This is a genomic window from Lactiplantibacillus daoliensis (genome assembly GCF_005405005.1).
In the GTDB taxonomy this organism is placed as follows: Bacteria; Bacillota; Bacilli; order Lactobacillales; family Lactobacillaceae; genus Lactiplantibacillus; species Lactiplantibacillus daoliensis.
This window is the reverse complement of sequence record NZ_BJDH01000002.1, coordinates 362,778-383,567: the sequence shown is the minus strand read 5'-3', so window position 1 is coordinate 383,567 and position 20,790 is coordinate 362,778. Positions and strand designations below refer to the sequence as shown.

Genomic DNA, 20,790 nt, shown 5'->3' with positions numbered 1-20,790 from the left:
ACTTGTTCGCCACTCAATGCCCGATATATTGGTTATTGCGGGTGACAAATAAATCAACTATTTGGAGGTTCTTATGTTCAAAAAAATTTGTTGGCTCTTAGGAATAATGGTTGGACTTAGTAGCCTGATTGTGACGCGAACAGCATACGCTGAAGAAAATCATTTCACTGTGCATCCGGAGCTGCCCAGTAATCAGCTTGATGATAAGAATTCGTACTTTAACCTTAAGATGGAACCTGGGCAAGAACAGACTATTTATGTCGATATTCACAATGGTGACAAGATTCAGCATACGTATGATGTCATTACGAGCTTGGCAACAACGACAAATAATGGGACGTTTAATTATCATACGAGTGATGATGATAAAGTCGATTCATCGTTAGGATTCAATATTGCAGAAGCAACGACTAATTCCAAAAACGTTAAGGTTAAAGCGAATTCAACTAAAAAAGTTGGAATCACGATTGAAATGCCCAAAAAGGCCTATAAAGGGGTCGCTTTAGGTGGGATTAGTATTCGGCAACAAGTGAAGAAACAAGCCGGCATTCAAAACCAATTTGGTTACACGATCGCGCTGAAACTGCAAGAGGAAGATGACTTAACGGTTGAACCCGATATGAAACTACTCTATGCAGGACCACGTAAGCTGAATGGTCGTGAAAGGATTGTCGCCCAGCTGCAGAATCCGAAGGCTGCGATTATGAGAGAGTTGAAAGTGAACAGCTACGTGACCAAGGCGGGCAGTTCTAAAAAGCTTCTCAAAACGAGCAAAGAAGAGCTGCGGATGGCACCGAACAGTAATTTCAACTATGCGTTAGGAGATGGTGTGGAAAAGTTAGAACCAGGTAAGTATACGCTGCACTTGAAGGCTGACTCCGAAAAGGGTAGGTATAAGTGGAATTTCAAGAAAGAGTTCACTATCAGTGCTGCTAAAGCACAGCAAATGAACAAGTTGACGATTGGTAAACCAGCCCAAACCATTAACTGGTGGCTAATTGGCGGCATGGGCGCTGTAATCTTGGCATTGATCGGTTGGATCATCTGGTTATTACGCACACGACGCAAGTCTAACTAATTGAATCACACTAAAATAAGCGCAACCCAATTTTATGGGTTGCGCTTATTTTAGCGAAAACGATGGCGACTGAGCCGCCGTTCATTGGCTTGGCTGAGTTGTTCCTCAGTAAGTTGATAACTCTGGGCTTGCACCAATTTATCAATCCCCAGTTGTAAGGCTTGATACTGCTCCTGATTCCCCACGGTCGGTGCCAACTGAGCGGCAATTGACTGCAGCTTTTCCAGATTAGGCGTGAGGGTTTCAGCGACCTGCTGATCATATTGTTGTTGTGATAAACTGTGCGTTTGCCAACGAGTGACACGTGACAACAGTGTAAACAAATGCGTGGTTAAAATATCGGTTAAGTAATCGGTTTCTGCGGGGCTAAATCCCAATTTGACAACCTCCCTAAACTGCTTTAATTCATTATAGTGTAGCACGTTTAGTGGCTTAAAAAGGATAATTAAGTTACTTGCTCACGGAATTTGTCCAAATCTGCGCAAGCTTGGGGAAATTAGGCGCTAACCATTAATTAGCGTGGTAAATTTACAGTATCGGTAGAGAGGAGAGGATTATTATGATTGGCCATGTTACTAAAATTAACCGTCCCTTGAATCAAGGGATTCTAACCGATTTCCATGGACGTCATTTTAAGTTTGCTTTGTCAGCGGCACCCACCGTTGGACCGGTACACTTGGGGGAGGAAATCTGTTTTACGCCGCAGTTGACCGCTGCCGGGTTACTAGCGACAGAATTATGTTTGCATCATCATGATGGCTCACGTGTCGTCGTGCCGGTACCAACTACCGCGGATGGCCCACGATTTGTCCGGATCGGCGAGATCGTCATCAATTTGGCACAGATTCAGTATTACGAAATGACGACGACGCAGAGTGAGATCCGTAACGGTTACGAGTCGACGGCCCGCCATTTACTGATTCAAATGAAGGGCGGTCGGCAGTTCACTTTTTACAACTGGGACGGTATTAATATCGATGAAGTCATGCAAACTTTACAGTTATTACATACTGCAAATCAGAAGTTAGGTTAGTTTTAACCCGCTATCACGGAATGATGGCACAAGATTCGTCTAGTATGCCCAAATAAAAAGTGACCGAGAAAATTCTCAGCCACTTTTTTTAGTCTTTATCGGCACGATCTTTAAAAATGAATAATTTACTGAAAAACCAGTTCATGACTACGACGATTACTTGATCTAAGAACTTCACAAGTAAGTTGTTGCCATGTAAGACGGTAACCCCAATAATCATGATGGCTTCGTCAACGAAGAAGCTCAAGAGACGGAAGCCAAAGAATGACGTGGCTTCGGCCATGACTGCTTTGACAGTCGGTGTTTTGGAGTCAAAGACCCAAAGTTTGTTGGTGATGTAGGCGAATAGCACAGACAAGAACCAAGCGATGGCGTTACTGAGCCAGACGGGCCAACCAACCAGGTCGTTGAACAGCCAAAAGGCCACAAAGTTCACGACGGTGGTGAGGCCACCAAAGATTAAATAAGACAAAACGCTCTGATAGCGATGCCATAGTTGCATAATTGTTTTCAAGATTTCCCGCTCCAAGGTGTTAAATTAAGTGCTATTATCGTAGCATAAAAAAACAAGTTGTGCGGGGGTTAATCATTATTTTTGTGCTAAATCTGTAAAATACGCTTCATAAGCGGATTGGGCTGCGGCTAAATCTGAAAAGTGGGCGACCGAAATGATAGTATGACCGACCAGCGTTAATGCGGTAATTTTGACGGTAAAGGGATACTTAGACCAACGTTTGCTAGTTAAATCAAGCTGATATTCGACTTCATCATTAATGACGATGGTTTGACTAATAATCACGCCATGATGTCTTTTCTCAAGCGTTAACATGTAAACCGCCTCCCCAGTGGAATAAGGCCATTGTAACCGCTGAGTGTAAAGGGGTGATTCTGTTTGTGTAAATATCGTGTAAAAGTCACTGTTCGGCCACTTAACGGTCTTTTTCCATTGAACAAACGAATTGAGAACGCATTCACCAGCGATAAATGGTAAAATGAAGACAGTAGATGGAAAGGGTGTGGCGCAAATGTTACAAGAATATACGAATATTTTAGTTCCCCTAGACGGTTCGAAACAAGCGGAAGTCGCTTTAAATAAGGCGATTGAAGTTGCTAAGCGTAATCAAGCTCACGTTGACGTTTTATCCGTGATTGACCCTGGTCAATTTGGGTACAACTTGGCCGGCTTGGCGGATGGCGACATTACGTACCAATTGGTTCAGGATTCAGAAGCTTATTTGAAGGGGCTTGTCGAAACCATTAAAAAGAATGGTTTTGATGATATTGAGTTCCATATTCGAATGGGTAGTCCTAAACCAATCATCTCGCAAGACTTCGTTGAAGATCATCACAACGACTTGATCATGATGGGCGCCACTGGGTTAAATGCGATGGAACGGGTCCTTGAAGGCTCCGTGACCACATTCGTACAGCGGAATGCCTTGACGGATGTCATCGTCGTAAAAACTGATTTAAATAATACACAAGTTGCCAAATAATCTTGGCAGACAAAAACGGCTATCCAATCGCGGATAGCCGTTTTTTAGCGCTTAATTTTTGACCTTTAATTTAAGATGGAACGTGTAAGCAATGGCGCCAAAGATGAGGCTGCAGACAACCATTGTCAACATTGGCATGAACGGGTTAAACAGGCCAAGTGTTTCGCGATAACCGAGCAGAAATTTGGCGAAGTTGACAACCCCTATCGAAGCCTGATTGGTAGTGCCATTTGAGGCAACGAATCCTAGTAGGAAGATTCCTAAAATTGGGACGACGATATAAATCACACGGCGCACTGTTTTGGTTAACAAGTCCAGTAGACTGCTGACAGCGATACCGAACAGGCCGACAGTAATAAAGAAAATCCATAAGAATAGCATATAAATGAGCACCGTTGCAAAGACGTTGTTACCGAAGAACTTCGCGTACATTTCATATGGGCCGCGTGCCAGAAAGCCGAACACGTCGATACGCAATAATGGAGCGGAGATGGCAAAATCATTAATCACCGCTAGGACGACGCCCAGTAAACTCATCAAGCCTAAGTTACCAAGGCGGGCCCGTAAGTAAGTGCGGCGCGAAATGCCATTTTGAATGAACAGCTTGAAGCCTTCATAAGTCTGTAAGCTGAAAATGAGCACGAAGAACGCGAAGATGGCGCCGATTCCTAGACCACTTAAATGTGACCGCCAACTAAACGTGCTGGCCGTGCCACTCAGCAAGGCCGAGGCAAACGGCAACAGTGTTTCAACTAAGATAATCGTTAGGTAGGACCAACCCAGGTAGAACAACTGATCCTTGAACAAGTAACGGGATAAACGCCAAGTTTTATTCGACATTGTTAACCTCCTCCGACTTAGGCATTCTTGATTTTAAGCTTGTGATTGAAGTAGTAGGCGATGCCGGCCATGATGACGCTGATGACGAGCATGGTGCCAGTCGCAATCAGCGGATTCAATGGGCCAACTTGGTGATCACCCGTGAACCCAACTAAAAAGCCGAGAAATTTTGCGAGCCCTTCAAAGTTGAGATGAATCGAGGTCCGGGCAATCCAATTGACCAAAAAGCCTAAAAAGAAAAGTCCTAAGATTGGTACTGCAATAATCACAACGCGTCGAACGGTCTTCGTCAGCAAGCTGAAAATACTGCCAACGGCCATGCCACATAAGCCTAGCATGATGAAAGCCAGCCACATGAAGATGAAGTTCATCAGGAGATTACCGGCAAGATTATGGGCACCAAAGAAGTTACCGTAAAGCTGGCCGTAAAATTCATATTTAAAGCCAGCGCTAAAGCTGCGATGTGCGATCGCATTCGTGACGAAAAAGTAGTAGGCCATGGCGATGACTTCCCCGATGAAGCTCAGACTGATGATGTTAAGCATCCGAGCTCGCCAGTACGTTTTCCGTGAGGTCCCATTTTGAATCAAAAGTTTGAAGTTATCGTAAGTCAGCATTGGCAGGATGAAAATGAAGCAACTGAAGATAAAGCCAACATTGATCGATAATGAGTTCAGGAAGAGCTGCCAAGTGAGATTATGATTGAAGATGGCCGAAATCAGGGGCATCCCAATCAATACCGCGAGCACGATCAGATAAACGATGCCTAAATAGCTTAATTGTTCTCGCAACAAGTAACGTGTCGTTGCTTTTAGTTTAGCTGACATGGGCAGCAGCCTTCTTTTCAGTCGTTAAGTTGATGAACAGTTTTTGTAAGTCCAAGTGTTCCAACTTAACGGTGTCTGGAATGGGGCGGTCATCAGCTAAGGCACCATAGACGTAGTGCGCGGTGATACCACCCAAATGGTCTTCGCCGATGATATTTAAGCCGGCAGTGTATTGTTTGACGTCGGCGTCTGGACCGGAAATCGTATAGGCACGTTCCAGAATGTCTGGGACACTACCATTGATGACGATCTTGTGGTCATCTAAGACGAAAACGTGCTCGATTAAATTGGCGATTTCTTCAATTAAGTGGGTCGAGATCACAAATGTCCGGGGCGTCTCCGAATAAGTTTCAATCAATTCTTGGTAGAACAATTCACGGTGATTAGCATCGAGACCTAAGACCGGTTCGTCTAGGAAGATGTAGTCAGCGGGGACACACAACGCGACAATTAACTTGAAGATGGACCGGTAACCGGTTGAAAGTTTGCCGAAGCGCGACGTGAGATCTAAGCCAAACTTATCAGCGAGGTCATTGGCGTATTGGCGATTGAAGCTACCATACATCAGTTCCGTAGTATCAAATAATTTATTAAGCTTGGCCCGTTCAGAATACAAGTTGACTTCACTCATTAAATAGATGCGGCCAAGTGTCCGATCATTGTCATTCATGGATTCTTCGTCTAAAGTAACGGTTCCTTGGCTGGGAAAGATCCGATTACTGATAATGTTCAGTAAGGTACTTTTACCGGCCCCGTTACGGCCAAGCAGACCATAAATCTTATTCGGTTCAATCGTTAAATTGATATCTTTAAGAATTGATCTGCCGTGGAAACTTTGACTAACGGCGTGAATTTGAATGCTCATTTCGTTGAAAACCCCCGTTCAATTAATTGTGCAAGTTCTTGTTTCGTAATGTGCAATTTTCGGGCTTCACTCACCAAATTTTTGACGTAGTCATCATAGAATTGATTGCGCCGTTTCTCGACGATCCGTCCTTGGGCGCCGCCAATGACGAACATGCCGACACCTCGCCGTTTTTCAATCAGATTGGCATCGACTAGGATGTTCATGCCTTTTAAAACGGTGGCGGGATTAATGTGAAACTCTTTAGAAATTTCAGTTGTAGAAGGAATCTGTTCACCTTCTGCAAATGTGCGTGCAAAGATTGCTTCTTCAATTTGTTCAGCAACTTGTAAATAGATTGGTTCGGTACTATTAAAGTTGAACTGCATATTTTTCACCTCATTGCAGTGGGTTAATCGTTATTTGGTTGCAATTTTATGGTGACGTGTCAAGGTTAATTGATGTTCAGTCCGATCAATGCGCGCGGCAATCCAGCAGGAGACCAGTAGCAGCATTCCAAGCACTGCTAACAATGTATCCTGATGGGCAAAGCCGATAACATTGGCGGTGATCAAGTTGGCGGCGAGCCAAAGTAATGGCATCAAGCCACCGAGCCAGAACTGTTTCTGACTAGCTAAGACGTAACGATGAATTGGCGTAATAACGATTAATAAAGCGACTAATCCAAAGTATACCATGATTCATTCCTCCTCCAAAAGGTTATTGTAAGACGATCCGCCGATAAATTTGGACCGTGATGAGATAGTAGATTAAATAGAGTCCCGCAAAAATTAAAAATGGTAACCAGATGCCGGTGTAAGGTGACCCGACCATAATGAAACTAAACATTTTTAAACCGAAAAGAACGTGAATGACACCGACAATGCCAGGCAGGATGAATAAGACAGCAATTTCTTTGCGTAAAGCACCGTTCAATAAGGCTTTACGAGTACCAATCTTATCAAGCATGACGTAACGGTGTTGGTCCGCGGCGGCACCCGATAGGATTTTGAACATTAAGCAACTGGCTAACATGGCTAGGAAAGCGACTCCTAAGAAGAAGCCCATGAATTGTAAGCCGGAATACATGCTATTGATCAGTTGGTAGCCAGTGTAACGACCACCCAACATTTCACCGGTCAAACCGGCATCGCGGTGGCGTTGACTGGTAGCGAGCTGTTTCAAGGCGGCTGTGTGCGCTGTAACATCTTGTGTGGCAAAAACGGTCAAGCGTTGTTCTGGTTGGGTCAGTTTTGCATATTGCGCGTCTGATAACATCTGGGTCCCTAATCGTTGTTGTGCACTACCTTGCAAGGCACTAAGTTGATAACTGGTCCGTGATTTGAGTAATTGTTTAGCGTTGTTATGCGCCGTAGTAAACTTGAGTTGGTTATGACCAGCCTGATCCATGGTGATAAATGGATTGCGGTCAAAATCACTCGCACGATAGTAAACCGCTTTAGGACCAACTTTGAAACGATAAGTGCTTTCGGTAGTTGGGTTTAGCGCTTTGATCTGTTGCTGTTGACTATGAGTGGCGTTAACCAGACCCATATCATAGGCATTTCCACCGTTGACCATTAGTGGGACTTGGCGATGAAAGCCCATCCCAACTGTAATCGCACCGAGCGCCAATGCGAAGAGCATGGCGACGATCGATAAAATTTTGGTGTAGTTGCGAATCCGGAAACTTAATTGCGATAAAGTGAATCCATTGAGCCCACGATTGGCAAATGGCAAGCGTTTTGATAAGACAACCAGCCAGACAAAGATCGCGTTAAAGAGGAGGTAGGTGCCTAAAACGATTGTCACTAAGGCAATCCCAATGCCTGCCATCTGTAACTTGTCCAAATTAGCCATTGACCAGTAACCGATCGCAATTGAAATGAGACCGATGATAACTTCAACTAATTGACGGGCTGGTTTTAACTTGGGACGGTTGGGTTGATCGTTACTGTGTAATAATTTCAACGCTGGCGTTTTCGTTAAGGCCAGTAAGTTGAAGAACCCAGCCAGTAAGAACAAGCCAACGTAGAGTAAGAGTGTCGTTAACGCTGCTGGAAAATACCAAGCGGATAAGTGATGCAAAGTTAAGCCAAGGCTATTGATGAGTAGTTGACTCAGTCCTAATGTGAGCAAGGTCCCAACGATAATTCCAAACAGTGTGGCCGTAACCCCAACTAAGAGCGTTTCTAACCAAATGAGTTGACCAATTTTACCTTTGCGGGCGCCGACTAGCATGAACAGACCGTAGTCACGTTTGCGCATGCTGAGCAGGAACGAGTTGGCGTAACCGATATAAACCAAGGTGATGATGGTAAGGAGGACAGAACCAAATTGGAAAATGATGCCGACCATACTAATGCCGGTATTTTGTTTCAAGAATGTTTTGTTAGTGGCTAAGGATTCAAACATGTAGAAGATGGCGCTGGACATGATCAAACCAGAGAATAAGACCAAGTAATCACGCCAGCGTTTTTGAAAGCCGGTCATGGCAAGTTTAGTTAACATATTGTGAACGGCTCCTTTCTATTGTTCGAATGTTCCGAGGGTGTCTAAAATTTGTTGGTAAAAATCTTTGCGTGATAAGTCCGCACGTTTTAATTCTTGACCAATCTTACCGTCTTTAATGAATAAAATTCGTTGGCAATAACTGGCTGAAAAGGGATCATGGGTGACGAGTAGGATGGAGACAGCTTGTTCGCGATTGATGGTAGTGAATAAATCTAATAATTCGCGAGCCGATTTGGAATCAAGCGCCCCAGTTGGTTCATCACCGAATAACATGGCAGGTTCGTTGATTAAAGCACGTGCAGCGGCAACTCGTTGTTTTTGTCCACCTGAAAGTTCATTGGGATAGTTGTTTAAAAATTCAGCGATGCCTAAGTGACTAGCTACGGTTTCAACGGCTGGCTTAATTTTTTTAGCAGCTGTATTTTGTAACGTTAAGGGTAAGGCAATGTTTTCGTAGGCTGTCATGGTTTCAAGCAGATTGAAATCTTGGAAAATGAAGCCAATTTCCTTGGCCCGAAAATCAGCCAGTTGATTCCCTTTTAAATGAGTGATGGGTTGTTGATTGATGGTGACTTCACCACTTGTGGGTTGATCTAAAGTTGCGAGCATATTCAGTAAGGTCGTTTTACCTGAGCCGGAAGCGCCCATGATGCCGACGAATTCGCCCGCATTGACGTCGAAGTTGATGCCTTTTAAAGCTTCGTATTGCTTAGAACCGGCTTTACCGTATGTTTTGTGTAAGTTGGTTACGGTCATAATTGGTGTAGTTGACATGATGTGTAACTCCTTTTTTAATTAGCTTAGTTTGTTATTTGGTTAGTTGCTTATGTAACTAACTATAAAGGTGGCCGATTATTTTGTCAACAAAATTCGCAACGTCTGGCGGCTATTAGGCGGCTAAACGTTAATTTATCAATGATTTCTTGATTTGGAAAAAAGTGAACGTGGAGGTAAATAGGCTAGTTAGTGAGTGTAATTAGGTTAATTACTAAAGGCTGAAAGTTAAAAATTACCGGTCTGCACCACTACGTCAACAATCAGGTAATGAAAACTTGTCGAATATTACCGCTTCCGATTGTTGCCGATAACATGCGGACGAGGGACCGGCCCAAGCCTTGGGAACGTCTTGACCCTCGCCCGGAAGCTTTGCTAAAACCGCAAATCTCCCGGACCGTCCGTGGTGTAAGACCGGCAAAAACATGCCGACCTAACGCCACCTGCACGTCCGATGTTATCGGCAACAACCTCCAGCTGATTCTGGAAATCAGTTAATTACGCTTAGCGGAGTCAGTCAAAATCGGTGTGCAGTGTCGGCAAGACTAGTCGGCGTTCTTGGCTGGCTAGTCTTGCAGGGCAATTCAAAGACGTGTTTTGTCGGCTTGGAATTGAGGCGTCAGACCGCACCTTGGCTGGCACCGTCCCCCACCGCACATCGGTTTTGACTGACGAAGCGCTAAATTTGGGTGAGTTGATTTTAGACATAACAGTTACTGATACTGTTACAGTAGTGATACTTTTGAGTCTTTCAATCTTTAGTTAATCATGGGTGTGGTAAAACTCCACGTAACGAAGGTGAATCTATGCTGATCGACTTTTGATTGCAATCAATCGCCAGCTAGCCTAAAATTACATTTACTGAGTTTAGGCAGGGTATATAGGAGGAAACCGATTTGAAAAAGATTTTAGTGTTGCATACGGGTGGGACGATTGCGATGTCCGCAGATGCGGCTGGTAATATGGCGCCGGGCGCTCAAAACCCTTTGGATAGCTATGAAAATCCATTTAGTGGGGAAGTTCAATTAGAAACAGAAGACGTGTTTAATTTACCGTCACCACACATCACGCCAGCACGGATGTTGGAATTGAAGCAGCGAATTGCGAAAGCCGCAAGTGAAGGCGTCGATGGTGTTGTCGTGACCCACGGGACGGATACGTTAGAAGAAACGGCGTACTTTTTAGATTTAACATTACCGAATGAATTACCGGTTGTTGTCACGGGAGCGATGCGTTCTGCCAATGAAATTGGCTCGGATGGATTGCATAATTTGGAAACGGCAATTCAAACCGCTAGCACACCAGATGCCGCCGACAAAGGGGTCTTGGTTGTTATGAATGACGAAATTCATTCGGCACGCTACGTCACCAAAACGCATACAACCAATGTTGCAACCTTCCGGACACCAACTTTTGGCCCGATTGGTTTGGTCGCAAAACATGGCGTGGTGTTCTTTGAATCCTTATTGCGGTCAACGGTTTGTCCGATTCGGACGGTCGCAGACAATGTCTTTTTGATCAAAGCCTATGCGGGCATGGGACCAGAATTGTTTGACGCTATCGCCCAACCAACGACCAACGGGGTAGTCATTGAAGCCTTAGGGGCCGGCAACTTACCACCAGCAACCTTACCAGCTGTACAAAAACTGTTAGACATGGGGATTCCAGTTGTCTTAGTATCACGTTGTTTTAACGGAATTGCACAGGATGTGTATGACTACGAAGGCGGCGGGGTTCAATTGAAGCAAATGGGCGTGATTTTCTGCCAAGGCTTGAATGGTCAAAAGGCGCGCATCAAGCTATTGGTCGGCGTAAGTGCCGGCATGTCGTCAGATGAATTAGCGCGGTTTGTTGCCACGGCTAACTCATAAGAAACATTTCCGGTTGCTACCGGTAACATGCCGACGAGGGACTGGTTCAAGTCAGTCTATTAACATAATAGTAAAAAAATCGAGTCTGGGACAAAACCCCAGGCTCTTTTTGTTGTTCCTAATATTTATAGCCGAAACGTGGAACAAAAGGCTGCGACCTCCGCTTAGCTACGAAAGTCGAACGATTGAAAATGCCAATCATTCGACTTTCTGGGCTATGCTCGGTAGCAGACCGCCTTTTGTCCCACTCTCGATTTTTAGTCGTGTTATTGATTTAATAGATTTTGACGTACCAATCGTGCTAGATAGTGTTCTTTTAAGAGGTCGCCGTGGTTGATGTTCTTTTGATTAATGGTCATGGCGTTATAGCGATGACTCTCGTTCATAAATAGCTTGCTCCCAGCAGTGACGCTGGTCAGTGGTACCACGTGATCGTCACCATCGCCCGCGTCGCCCGCAATATTGAGAACGGTGTGTAGCGACTTAAAGTGGGACTTTTTAGCCAACAGTGGCTTAAAAAGTGTCTCATCCGGTTGTGATTCGCTAGTGCCTAAGAATGGTGTCCCGACTAGCATTAAATCACGGATTGCTAATGGCTTCGAAGTCGCCATCCCTGCAAGATAACGGGTGAAAATCAGGCCACCATTTGAATAGCCTAGAGCGTTGGCGGTTGTGAGTTTGTAATGCTTCTGCAAATAGGTGACCGCATTTGCTAACCCTTTAGTTTGTTCAATAATGGTGTCGTTGGTATCCGCGCTGTTCTCGAAAAAAATCACAATAAAGCTGTCATTAAATTGGGAGTGCTTGACGCGGGTTTCTGTGGCAGTGACGTTTAAGTCCTTGTCGACGGTCACATTAATGACTGGGTGTGGTTGTGATCCGTTCAAAGATTTGATCATCTGGTCGAAGTCATCACGCTGACTATCACTACCAGCAATCAACATTAGTGGCCGTTTTTGACCAGTAATGACATGACTGGCTTGGTCAGTATGCAATTGAGTGACCAACCCTAAACCGATAATTGATAGGAGAAAAGCAATGCAGACAATTAATCCCCATTTAAGCTTTTTGGGCATGGGCTACACCTCGTTTGATTAGAGCCGTTCAGCGATAATTGGGCGGTCGTTTAAAGGCTGAACTTGGCGGTTATTAGGACCAAATAAGTTTTGGTAAGCGGCTAATTGTTTTTCACCAATCATGACCGAATCCGCGCAGATATACCATTCAACGGTCTCGGTCAATGGTGGCGTGGTTAATGAGCCAAGGTAGTGGTAAACGGTACCGGTGTCGGGCAATAGTTCGGTTAGGTTAATTGGTTCAGTTAACGCATGGCTAGTGGCTGGCGTAAATTGATCCAATAATCCTTGGAAACTAGCATTGGGCTTGCCGATGCGACCAAAAATAGCGACGACTGCAAGCTGTCCGGTTGCACTGCGATGGACGAGATGCCATTCAATTGGCGCGGCCTGCCCGTCAATTAAATGTTCGGCCGGGGTATGAAAATGAATTTGATCAAAGTTGAAATCACGGTCATTTAAATAGGCCATGCCAGTACCAGTTGCTTCTAGCGTTGTGTCGGTACCGATAATCGTTTTTGCTTGGTACAAGCCACGCCAACTGATGGCAGATAATTGTGAAGCAGTGGTGTTGGCGGTTTCAATATTAATTGGGGATTGCTGATTGCCGCCGACGGATTGCCAGTCAGCTTGGGTTGAATAGTCTAATGTCGTCATGAAAAAACCTCCGTAAATGATGTCTTACTCTCTATTTTCTCACGGTGGCCGACTTTGTCAATTAATGATGAATCTTTTTATCAAATCACGTGCGTCACAATGTTAGAATAGAAAGTAGCTTAGACGGACTAACAAGCAATCAAACACGTCAGTTCGTCGTTAAATTCATAGAATAGGTGGCAGGACTCATGGCAAATGAACGATTATTACCAATTCAACAAGGCTTTAATTTTCGCGAACTAGGTGGCTATGCAACGAAAGATGGTCATCATATCAAATGGCATAAATTGCTTCGGAGTGGCGGCTTAGATCGTTTAACACAAGCAGATTTGAAATTTTTGGACGAGTACGGTGTTCGTTACGATGTGGATTTCCGGTCACCACAAGAAGTTTTAGATACACCTGACCGAGTTCCTGGTCGGGCCAAATACTTATATGCACCCGTTTTTAACGTAGATGAAACCAAGAACTCTGACGGCACTGACAAAATGGCGGCGGATCTTGAAAATCATCCAGATAGTGGTTATCGTCACATGCTCAAGGTTTATCGAATGGTCGTGACTGAAAATCATGCCAAGCGCGAATATCGCCGGTTCTTTGACGCTTTATTAGCCAATGACCAACCAGGTGAATCGCTCTTGTTCCATTGTACTGCCGGTAAAGACCGGACAGGGATGGGGGCAGTATATTTGTTAACGGCACTGGGTGTTGACCTTGAAACGATTCGGGCCGATTATTTATTAACTAACTCAGCTTCTGCCGAACGAATTGACAGCGTGGTGGCGGATGCCAAAAAACAAGGTGTCAGTGCTGAGACGGTAGAAAGTATTCGCGCACTCTGGTCAGTTGATAATGACTATTTAGACACGGCTCTCTCAGAAATCAAACATCAATCCGGTAATATTGAACATTATTTGCGGACTGAATTAAAGTTAACTAAAACAGAAATTTTACGATTACGCGAGTTATATTTAGATTAATCAGGAAGTGACAGCATGCGTTATTTAACTAGTCCTAGTCACGATATTCGGACGAACTTAGCCATTGAAACTTATCTAATGGCTCATGCCGATTTATCCGAACCAATTTTATACTTCTATATCAATTCACCTTGTATTATTGTCGGCCGCTACCAAAATGTGTTGGCCGAAATTAATCAGGCGTATGTTGAGCAGCAAAAGATTATTTTGACGCGCCGAACCTCTGGTGGTGGTGCGGTCTTTGATGATCTTGGGAATGTCAGTTTTAGCTTCATCACTAAAGATGATGGTGACGGCTTTGGCAATTTCAAGCGTTTCACGGCACCAGTACTCAAGGCATTGCATGCGATGGGCGCGACTGGGGCCGAGATGAGCGGTCGCAACGATTTGCTGATCGATGGTAAAAAGTTTTCTGGCAATGCGATGCATGTGGAAAATGGTCGGATGTTTTCACATGGCACGTTGATGTATGATGTGGATCAGTCTCAGATTGCTAAGGCCTTAACTGTGCCGGCAGATAAAATGGCCTCTAAAGGTATCAAATCGGTGCGTAGTCGGGTGACTAACTTGCGGCCGTACTTGGCACCGGCCTATCAGAACTTAACGATTGAGGAATTCAGAGATCGGTTAGCTCGTGAAATTTTAGGTGTGTCCGATTTAGCCGACGCGAAGACCTATCCGTTAGATGATACGATTCGAGCCGGAGTGGCTGACTTAAATCAGCGTTACTTCAAAAATTGGGATTGGATTTATGGTCAATCGCCAGCCTTTGAAATCCAGCATCGGCGGCATTTTACGGCTGGTACGGTTGATTTTAGACTCAATATCGCCAACGGTCGAATTGCGGATTTGACAGTTTACGGTGACTTCTTCGGTTCACAACCTGTTCAAACGGTCCTAGATCGGCTAAAAGGGGTTAAATATACTCGCACGGCTGTGACCGCAGCTCTGGCGGATCTGGACTTACAGTTGTATTTTGGACAAATTGATCGTAATGAGTTGATTAGCTTGTTAGTTGAACAAGGTGAAACAACTAAATAGTGACCTAAAAAAAGATTGTCGTTGTTGGCAATCTTTTTTTGAAAAAGCGTTGATAATGAAGTTAAACTTACTTTGATTTAATTCGTGAAATCGTTTACAATATCATTAACGATAACTATTTTATATCAAGCAGCAATTAGGCCGTTAAAAAGGAGTTCTTGAAAATGCACAAGTTTATTGCCATCGTCGGGACCAATTCAGATGAATCGACGAATCGAACGTTATTACAATTCATGCAAAAACATTTTGCGGCGCAAGCAACGATTGAACTGGTTGAAATTAAAGATTTACCGATGTTTAATAAGCCAGAAAATAAACAAGTTCCAGCGGCAGCCACCGCGATTGCTGAAAAAATTGACCAAGCGGATGGCGTGATTATTAGCACTCCCGAGTATGATCATTCGGCACCAGCGGTTTTAATGAATGCGCTGGAGTGGTTGTCATTTCATATTCATCCCTTTGTGGATAAGCCGGTCATGATTATTGGGGCGTCATACGGCTCATTAGGCACGTCGCGTGCTCAGGCACATTTACGTCAGATTTTGGACTCACCAGAATTGCGAGCACGAATCATGCCTAGTTCAGAATTCTTATTAGGGCACTCGTTACAAGCTTTTGATGCCGATGGTAATTTGGTGGATGAGCAAAAATTGGCGAAATTGACTGGGCTATTCACAGATTTTCAAACGTTCGTTGATATTACGGCTGAATTGAATCACGCCAATGAAGCTAACCGAAAAGAAGTTCAGAATGTGAATTGGGACAAGCTTTAGAGAGGAGTTTTTGACATGAAATTAGTTGGAATTGCCGGTTCTGTTGCTGATAAATCATACAACCGGCTGTTATTAAAATTCATTGCGACACATTTTAGTGACACGGTGGATGTTGAAATTTTGGATATTCAAGATGTGCCGATGTTTAATCAAAGTGATGACCAGACGGATAGTGACGCGGTCCAGTATCTCAGTCATAAAATCAAACAAGCAGACGGTGTGATCATTGCCACACCAGAGCACAATCATACGATTACCGCAGCGTTAAAGAGTGTCATTGAATGGCTATCTTTTAAGATTCATCCACTGTCTGGCAAGCCAGTGATGATTGTTGGTGCTTCATACTACGACCAAGGCTCTTCACGTGCACAGTTGAACTTACGCCAGATTTTGGAATCACCAGGTGTCGATGCGATTGTCATGCCGGGAAACGAATTCTTATTAGGTGAAGTTAAAGAGGCGTTTGATGATCAGCATAATTTAAAAGATGCACGTACAGTTAGCTTTTTAAAGGAAACGCTTGAAAAGTTCGTTAAATTTGTCAAAGTGATCAATACGATGAATGGCCCAGCCGAAGACGATAGCTGGAAGTCAGAAGATTTGGAAGCACATGGCAAAGTTGAAACGACGATTGAAGGCGTGAATATGCACGCGGCTGATTGGGTCGAACAAGCTGCGGCTAAAACGAATGCAGCGACCGGTGACGACTACGTCAAGCTGGATCGGGGTGTTTTGACCGTTAATCAATTGAATTATTTCTTGAATTCGATGCCGATGGAATTAACGTATGCCGATGCGAATAATCAATTTATTTACTATAATCACAATGCGGAAGCTAAAGATATGATGGCTGCTCGGACCCCAGCTCAAGCTGGCAATCCAATGGCTGATTGTCATCCAAAGCGGGCTATTCCACATGTACAACAAGTGATTCATATGTTGCGCACGGGTAAGACGGATTTGTTCAAGTTACCTGTACCAGGAAATGGACCCGAAAAGTACATTATGCATTATTATCAAGCCATGCATGATGCCAAAGGGGATTATAAAGGGATTAATGAATTTGTCCTCGATATTTTGCCAATCGTTAAATACTATTTAGCACATACCGGTCAAGTGTTGGCCAAAGATCCGAATGCGAAAGCGGATGCCATTTCAGGTGCGTCTGCTAAAAGTGCTGATACCAAGCCAGACAGTGTGTCGGGTGCCTCGGCAGATGCTGTGCCTGAACAACCGGATGAAGTATCCGGTGCGTCAGCGGATCCCGAACCAGTCGAACCGGAAGTAGACAGTATTTCAGGTGCTTCTGGCAACGATAACTGAGTTGAACTTGTTTAATTTTCCGCCTACCGGTTGAAAACTAAAATACTGGAACGCCATGGGCCGTTTTGGAGCCAAAGGGCGGTCTCCAAAGCCGACCTTGGTCTAAGTGCGGGAAAAGCACCCGCGCTAAGACCAATTTCATGGCTGAGCATTTTAGTTTCCAACCTCTCGGCTAAACACAGATTAGAAGGCAAGTTTAGCGTCGGGCGGTCTGAAATTGGCTCAGTGGTGTTGTTTATCTTGGACGGTGATTTTCCGTCTTAGATAAAGCCCGGCTTGGAAGACCGTACCTTGGCTTCCAAATGTGGCCATCACGTTCCAGCCGATTTCAGGCCAACCGGTAGGCGGCATTGATGAGTAAGAATTATGTTTATAAAGCAGGCAGGTAACCGATGAGGGTTGCCTGCCTGTTTTGGTGTCTAATCGGTTAATACTTCTTTTTCTTTTGGAAGATGGCGGAGAGAATGCTAGCGATAGCAATGATGAAAATAATTGGATACGTGAAGATATCCCCAACGGTTACCATTGTTTTTGGAAAACCGAAGATGGCGACCCAAACAAAAATGAGACCGAACCAAAAGGCGATGGAGCGATAAAAGGTTACTGGATGCTTAAATTGCATGATTGTGCCCCCTTTAGCGTAAGGCTGGTGTGTATGATTTAATGAAACATCCGCAGTTTAGTTCGGTTTTAAGCCGCTGTAAATCGAAAATATCGGTTTTTGGCTGATTTGTGTGGGCTTTCCGTTCAAATGATGTTAGTTAACTTAAACTCAGTGGTTGGCGAATTCAGTATTAAAAATACCAATTGGTGCTGAAATTTACAAAGTTCGGAATTTAATGATAAATCTATTTATACCCGATAAACGTTCTCTAACTGTTCATTTGGCCGGTAACCGAACAAAATGCTGACAAAACAGATATTAATTTAATAATGTTAAGCTAGAGATGATTAAGACTGTTTTTAAATAACACGAACATTAAAACGTTAATTAATAGATAAAGTTAAGAAATTCGTTGACAGTAACTAACGAGGTTGTTAAACTTATGATGAAAACAAAGAAAGAAGGATTGAGATGGCGAAAGTTGGTTTAGTGATGGGGTCAATTTCAGATTGGCCGACGATGCAATTAGCTGCTCAGCAACTCACAATGCTTGGCATTGATTATGAGCGCCGAGTGATTTCAGCACATCGAATGCCGGCAACCTTACAAATATACGGTGAAGAAGCTGCCCAACGCGGGTTGCAATTAATTATTGCAGGCGCGGGTGGTGCTGCCCACTTGCCAGGCATGTTAGCTGCCAATACGTTGTTACCAGTCATTGGTGTGCCAATTAAAACGCGCGTACTTAACGGCGTTGATTCCTTACTATCGATTGTTCAGATGCCTGCCGGTGTGCCAGTCGCAACGATGGCGATTGGTGAAGCTGGTGCGAAAAATGCCGCCTTAATGGCTGCACAAATATTAGGACTACAAGATGAGAAAATTCAGCACGCGGTACTTAACTTTCGGCAACAACAACGGCAGGAGGCTGAACAAAGTGAACAGCAATTCTAATCAGCCAATTTTACCGCCAGCAACCATCGGAATTGTCGGTGGGGGGCAGTTAGGGCAAATGATGGCGCTCAGTGCTAAGGCAATGGGCTATCATGTTGGGGTGCTTGATCCCACACCCCACGCGCCAGCGGCCCAGGTCGCAGATTTTCAAATTACGGCAGATTACCAAGATAAATCAGCCCTGATTATGTTAGCCCAACAAAGCGACGTGTTAACGTATGAATTTGAAAATGTGGATGAAGCGGCTTTAATTGCAGCGCAAAAGTATGCACAGTTACCACAGGGCACCGAGCTTTTACACATCACCGGCAATCGCCTCAATGAAAAACAATTTTTACACGATCATGGTATTCCGGTCACGCCGTTTGCGCCAGTGAACGATGAGCAGAGTCTTAATTATGCTTTGAAGCGTGTCGGCACGCCGGCCATCTTAAAAACGATTGCGGGTGGCTACGACGGCCATGGTCAAACCGACTTATCCGAATCAAAAGTTACACTAGCGGCACTCAAATTGATTGAAACCCCTTGTATTTTAGAAGCGCGCCAAGAGTTTCGGGTTGAAGTTTCAATCATGGTTACACGAAGTGCGGCTGGGGTGGTGACCACCTTTCCACTTGTCGAGAATCGACATCAACATCACATTTTACACACGACCATTGCACCAGCAAATGTGCGGCCAGTTGTTCATGCGGCCGCTCGAAAAATTGCCGTTTCCGTTGCAGAAGCCTTGAACTTGCGCGGTGTTTTGGGAATTGAATTCTTCGTTTTACCAGATGACACTTTGCTAGTGAATGAACTAGCACCTCGGCCACATAATTCTGGTCATTACACCATTGAAGCTTGCAATATTTCTCAATTTGAAGCACATATTCGTAGTATTTGCGGTTTACCGATCCCAGCAGTGACACAGTTTGAACCAGCAGTCATGCGCAATTTATTGGGGGCAGATTTAACTGTTGCTCGGGAAAACTTAATTAATCATCCGGAATGGCATTTTCATGATTATGGTAAGGCTGAGATTAAACCACAACGGAAAATGGGCCACGTTACGGTCTTAGATCCGAACGTTGACCAAGCATTACAGGCATTACAACAGTTGAAGGGAGAACAATAATTATGACGGCAGTTGAAAAAGGCGAGTTACTTTATACCGGTAAAGCAAAAGAAATGTATGCGACCAACGATCCTGAGGTCTTATGGGTTCAGTATTTGGATCAAGCAACGGCATTGAATGGCAAACGAAAAGTCGCTATTGATCAAAAAGGTTTACTGAATAATCGAATTTCTAGCTTGATTTTTAAAGATCTCGCCCAACACGGCATTCCCAACCATTTTATTGATCAACCCTCTGCGTATGTCCAATTAGTCCGGCGCGTCAAGATGATTCCGTTGGAAACGGTCGTGCGCAATGCCGCTTCCGGCAGCTTTGAACGAAAATTTGCCGTCGCTCATTTGACTAAATTTGAAACACCTGTTTTGGAATTCTTCTATAAAAGTGATGCGCTTGATGATCCCTTTATCAATGACTCGCAGGTCGCAGCTCTCAAAGTTGCTAGCGACGAAGTGGTGGCGGAGATGAAGCGTCAAGCATTACTCGTTAATACACGATTACAAGCCATTTTTGCCGAAATGGGTGTGCAACTCGTCGACTTTAAGATTGAGTTTGGGCTGACGACTACCGGTCAAGTCTTACTTGCCGATGAAATTTCACCCGATAGCTGTCGTTTAGTCGATGAAAAAACGCAAAAGTCTCTTGATAAAGATGTTTTCCGGAAAAATCTTGGCGATTTAACAACGGTTTATCAAGAAGTGCTGGCACGTTTAGCCACTGTCGAAGGGAGCCAACAATAATGTATTTGGCAAAAGTCTATGTGACCTATAAAGAATCAATTTTAGATCCAAAGGGTGAAGCGGTGCATGATGCGCTACATCGTCTCGGCTACACTAATGTCGATTCCGTTGAATTAGGTAAATATTTTGAAATCAAACTGACCGCCGGTAAAAAGACGGTTGAGGCAGAAGTCGATGAAATGTGTGATCGTTTGTTAGCCAATGTGAATATGGAAAGTTATCGTTACGAAATTACTGAGATGGAGGCGTAAGCG

25 protein-coding genes are annotated in these 20,790 nt (G+C 44.2%); 12 read left to right on the top strand and 13 right to left on the bottom strand.

The features are described from left to right. Nucleotides 1-73 precede the first annotated feature (73 nt). Entirely contained in the window at nucleotides 74-1,078 is a 1,005-nt protein-coding gene (locus FFM64_RS04155; protein ID WP_137606735.1) for a WxLIP family cell surface protein, read from the top strand. Nucleotides 1,079-1,128: 50 nt separating this feature from the next. On the opposite strand, the gene FFM64_RS04150 is transcribed toward FFM64_RS04155, so the two are convergent. Next, entirely contained in the window at nucleotides 1,129-1,455 is a 327-nt protein-coding gene (locus FFM64_RS04150) for a hypothetical protein (RefSeq protein WP_137606734.1), read from the bottom strand. Nucleotides 1,456-1,637: 182 nt separating this feature from the next. On the opposite strand from FFM64_RS04150, the gene FFM64_RS04145 reads away from it, so the two are divergent. After that, nucleotides 1,638-2,111, top strand: coding sequence for a hypothetical protein (locus FFM64_RS04145; RefSeq protein WP_137606733.1), 474 nt, complete (start codon nucleotides 1,638-1,640; stop codon nucleotides 2,109-2,111). An 88-nt stretch (nucleotides 2,112-2,199) separates the two neighbouring features. Here the strand turns inward: FFM64_RS04145 and FFM64_RS04140 are convergent, their stop codons facing one another. Together FFM64_RS04140 and FFM64_RS04135 are read right to left on the bottom strand one after the other, a co-directional pair. Then, nucleotides 2,200-2,613 carry a GtrA family protein gene (locus FFM64_RS04140; protein WP_379858324.1) on the bottom strand — a complete coding sequence of 138 codons (414 nt, stop codon included), beginning with the start codon at nucleotides 2,611-2,613 and terminating at the stop codon, nucleotides 2,200-2,202. Nucleotides 2,614-2,700: 87 nt separating this feature from the next. After that, nucleotides 2,701-2,940, bottom strand: coding sequence for a hypothetical protein (locus FFM64_RS04135; protein WP_137606732.1), 240 nt, complete (start codon nucleotides 2,938-2,940; stop codon nucleotides 2,701-2,703). Nucleotides 2,941-3,136: 196 nt separating this feature from the next. Here FFM64_RS04135 and FFM64_RS04130 point away from each other — a divergent pair, with 196 nt between their 5' ends. Then, nucleotides 3,137-3,607, top strand: a complete 471-nt coding sequence (locus tag FFM64_RS04130) for a universal stress protein (RefSeq protein ID WP_137606791.1) — start codon at nucleotides 3,137-3,139, stop codon at nucleotides 3,605-3,607. A 51-nt stretch (nucleotides 3,608-3,658) separates the two neighbouring features. On the opposite strand, the gene FFM64_RS04125 is transcribed toward FFM64_RS04130, so the two are convergent. The 7 genes from FFM64_RS04125 to FFM64_RS04095 are packed head-to-tail and all read right to left on the bottom strand — an operon-like array spanning nucleotide 3,659 to nucleotide 9,406. Next, the gene (locus tag FFM64_RS04125) at nucleotides 3,659-4,447 is read right to left on the bottom strand and encodes an ABC transporter permease (protein WP_137606731.1); all 789 of its coding nucleotides are present in this window, start codon (nucleotides 4,445-4,447) and stop codon (nucleotides 3,659-3,661) included. Between the two features lie 17 nt (nucleotides 4,448-4,464). Continuing rightward, nucleotides 4,465-5,274, bottom strand: coding sequence for a hypothetical protein (locus FFM64_RS04120; RefSeq protein WP_137606730.1), 810 nt, complete (start codon nucleotides 5,272-5,274; stop codon nucleotides 4,465-4,467). Next, entirely contained in the window at nucleotides 5,264-6,139 is an 876-nt protein-coding gene (locus FFM64_RS04115; protein ID WP_137606729.1) for an ATP-binding cassette domain-containing protein, read from the bottom strand. The genes FFM64_RS04120 and FFM64_RS04115 overlap by 11 nt, the downstream gene beginning before the upstream one ends. Beyond that, nucleotides 6,136-6,507 carry a GntR family transcriptional regulator gene (locus FFM64_RS04110; protein ID WP_137606728.1) on the bottom strand — a complete coding sequence of 124 codons (372 nt, stop codon included), beginning with the start codon at nucleotides 6,505-6,507 and terminating at the stop codon, nucleotides 6,136-6,138. Before FFM64_RS04110 ends, FFM64_RS04115 begins: the two co-directional genes overlap by 4 nt. Nucleotides 6,508-6,537: 30 nt before the next feature. Further along, nucleotides 6,538-6,816 (bottom strand): hypothetical protein, encoded by a 279-nt coding sequence (locus FFM64_RS04105; protein WP_137606727.1) that lies wholly within the window; start codon nucleotides 6,814-6,816, stop codon nucleotides 6,538-6,540. 22 nt (nucleotides 6,817-6,838) lie between these two features. Continuing rightward, nucleotides 6,839-8,629 carry an FtsX-like permease family protein gene (locus FFM64_RS04100; RefSeq protein ID WP_137606726.1) on the bottom strand — a complete coding sequence of 597 codons (1,791 nt, stop codon included), beginning with the start codon at nucleotides 8,627-8,629 and terminating at the stop codon, nucleotides 6,839-6,841. 18 nt (nucleotides 8,630-8,647) lie between these two features. Then, complete coding sequence (locus tag FFM64_RS04095; protein WP_137606725.1) at nucleotides 8,648-9,406, bottom strand: ABC transporter ATP-binding protein; 759 nt, start codon at nucleotides 9,404-9,406, stop codon at nucleotides 8,648-8,650. An 896-nt stretch (nucleotides 9,407-10,302) separates the two neighbouring features. Between FFM64_RS04095 and FFM64_RS04090 the strand changes: the two genes are divergently transcribed. Next, the gene (locus FFM64_RS04090; protein ID WP_137606724.1) at nucleotides 10,303-11,277 is read left to right on the top strand and encodes an asparaginase; all 975 of its coding nucleotides are present in this window, start codon (nucleotides 10,303-10,305) and stop codon (nucleotides 11,275-11,277) included. A gap of 266 nt (nucleotides 11,278-11,543) precedes the next feature. Here FFM64_RS04090 and FFM64_RS04085 read toward each other — a convergent pair whose 3' ends face one another. Together FFM64_RS04085 and FFM64_RS04080 are read right to left on the bottom strand one after the other, a co-directional pair. After that, nucleotides 11,544-12,353 carry an alpha/beta hydrolase gene (locus FFM64_RS04085; protein WP_137606723.1) on the bottom strand — a complete coding sequence of 270 codons (810 nt, stop codon included), beginning with the start codon at nucleotides 12,351-12,353 and terminating at the stop codon, nucleotides 11,544-11,546. A gap of 18 nt (nucleotides 12,354-12,371) precedes the next feature. Then, nucleotides 12,372-13,010, bottom strand: coding sequence for a carbonic anhydrase family protein (locus FFM64_RS04080; protein WP_137606722.1), 639 nt, complete (start codon nucleotides 13,008-13,010; stop codon nucleotides 12,372-12,374). A gap of 188 nt (nucleotides 13,011-13,198) precedes the next feature. Between FFM64_RS04080 and FFM64_RS04075 the strand changes: the two genes are divergently transcribed. From FFM64_RS04075 to FFM64_RS04060, 4 genes are all read left to right on the top strand, one after another. After that, complete coding sequence (locus tag FFM64_RS04075) at nucleotides 13,199-13,990, top strand: tyrosine-protein phosphatase (protein ID WP_137606721.1); 792 nt, start codon at nucleotides 13,199-13,201, stop codon at nucleotides 13,988-13,990. Nucleotides 13,991-14,005: 15 nt separating this feature from the next. Further along, complete coding sequence (locus FFM64_RS04070) at nucleotides 14,006-15,031, top strand: lipoate--protein ligase (RefSeq protein ID WP_137606720.1); 1,026 nt, start codon at nucleotides 14,006-14,008, stop codon at nucleotides 15,029-15,031. Nucleotides 15,032-15,195: 164 nt separating this feature from the next. Beyond that, entirely contained in the window at nucleotides 15,196-15,804 is a 609-nt protein-coding gene (locus FFM64_RS04065; protein ID WP_137606719.1) for an NADPH-dependent FMN reductase, read from the top strand. A gap of 15 nt (nucleotides 15,805-15,819) precedes the next feature. Further along, complete coding sequence (locus FFM64_RS04060) at nucleotides 15,820-17,127, top strand: NADPH-dependent oxidoreductase (protein ID WP_137606718.1); 1,308 nt, start codon at nucleotides 15,820-15,822, stop codon at nucleotides 17,125-17,127. 427 nt (nucleotides 17,128-17,554) lie between these two features. Here FFM64_RS04060 and FFM64_RS04055 read toward each other — a convergent pair whose 3' ends face one another. Then, nucleotides 17,555-17,749, bottom strand: a complete 195-nt coding sequence (locus tag FFM64_RS04055; RefSeq protein ID WP_137606717.1) for a hypothetical protein — start codon at nucleotides 17,747-17,749, stop codon at nucleotides 17,555-17,557. 453 nt (nucleotides 17,750-18,202) lie between these two features. Between FFM64_RS04055 and purE the strand changes: the two genes are divergently transcribed. The 4 genes from purE to purS are packed head-to-tail and all read left to right on the top strand — an operon-like array spanning nucleotide 18,203 to nucleotide 20,787. Continuing rightward, nucleotides 18,203-18,685 (top strand): 5-(carboxyamino)imidazole ribonucleotide mutase, encoded by a 483-nt coding sequence (purE, locus tag FFM64_RS04050; protein ID WP_137606716.1) that lies wholly within the window; start codon nucleotides 18,203-18,205, stop codon nucleotides 18,683-18,685. Further along, nucleotides 18,669-19,799 carry a 5-(carboxyamino)imidazole ribonucleotide synthase gene (gene purK, locus FFM64_RS04045; RefSeq protein ID WP_137606715.1) on the top strand — a complete coding sequence of 377 codons (1,131 nt, stop codon included), beginning with the start codon at nucleotides 18,669-18,671 and terminating at the stop codon, nucleotides 19,797-19,799. Before purE ends, purK begins: the two co-directional genes overlap by 17 nt. Further along, a complete protein-coding gene (gene purC, locus FFM64_RS04040) occupies nucleotides 19,799-20,536 on the top strand; it encodes a phosphoribosylaminoimidazolesuccinocarboxamide synthase (protein WP_137606714.1) in 738 nt (245 codons plus the stop codon). Before purK ends, purC begins: the two co-directional genes overlap by 1 nt. Beyond that, a complete protein-coding gene (gene purS, locus FFM64_RS04035; RefSeq protein WP_137606713.1) occupies nucleotides 20,536-20,787 on the top strand; it encodes a phosphoribosylformylglycinamidine synthase subunit PurS in 252 nt (83 codons plus the stop codon). Before purC ends, purS begins: the two co-directional genes overlap by 1 nt. Nucleotides 20,788-20,790: the final 3 nt, after the last annotated feature.